This window comes from Dysosmobacter sp. HCP28S3_G4, from assembly GCF_052065175.1.
In the GTDB taxonomy this organism is placed as follows: domain Bacteria; phylum Bacillota; class Clostridia; order Oscillospirales; family Oscillospiraceae; genus Oscillibacter.
This window is the reverse complement of sequence record NZ_JBQHUP010000117.1, coordinates 1-567: the sequence shown is the minus strand read 5'-3', so window position 1 is coordinate 567 and position 567 is coordinate 1. Positions and strand designations below refer to the sequence as shown.

Sequence of the window (567 nt, the reverse complement as noted above, 5' to 3'; positions counted from 1 at the left end):
CGCTTTTCTGCCCGCGCATCGGGCCGAAAAGCTGCCGCTGCGCGGCGCAAACGCCTGCTGACACAGGCTTTTTGCAGGCATTCGATCCAATACGAGGGGGCTCCCGCCCCCCCGTACTCCCCCTGCAAAAAAGGACTCTTTTCCTTCAGACAGGGTTTTTCGACAAGATGAAACCGTCTGCGGAAGCAATTCCGCAGACGGTTTTTTTCTATGCAGAGCAGTTCAGCGATGGCTGAGACAGCGGATACTGTCCGCGCTGATCTGCGGGGGAAGGCTCATGGTCATGATGCCGCTGAAGTGGATGCAGACGCAGTCCCCGGCGCAGAAATCCCCGGCACAATCCGTGTGTACCAGGACCTCCTGCCCCGTGCGGCAGTCCCGGACCAGCAGATCGCCCTCACGGATCTCCAACACCCTGGCCCGCATGACGGCGGACATAGTGGATTCCATCAAATCGCCTCCTTGTATTATAGAGTAGTAGTTATTAGAGCCCCTCTCCAAGGGCTGTGCTACACTGTAAGGGATGCTGTGGATTGGTAATCGCCTCCTACCACAAGATGGTTCTCG

At 57.5% G+C, this 567-nt stretch carries 2 protein-coding genes; one reads left to right on the top strand and one right to left on the bottom strand.

What is annotated here, in order from left to right; translation table 11 throughout:
• Positions 1-236: hypothetical protein (locus ACTNBU_RS12705; RefSeq protein WP_441034462.1), on the top strand; the 236-nt coding region annotated here is incomplete at its 5' end.
• Here ACTNBU_RS12705 and ACTNBU_RS12700 read toward each other — a convergent pair.
• On the bottom strand, positions 223-450 hold the full coding sequence (locus ACTNBU_RS12700) for a hypothetical protein (protein WP_441034461.1): 228 nt from the start codon (positions 448-450) through the stop codon (positions 223-225). The genes ACTNBU_RS12705 and ACTNBU_RS12700 overlap by 14 nt on opposite strands.
• Positions 451-567: the final 117 nt, after the last annotated feature.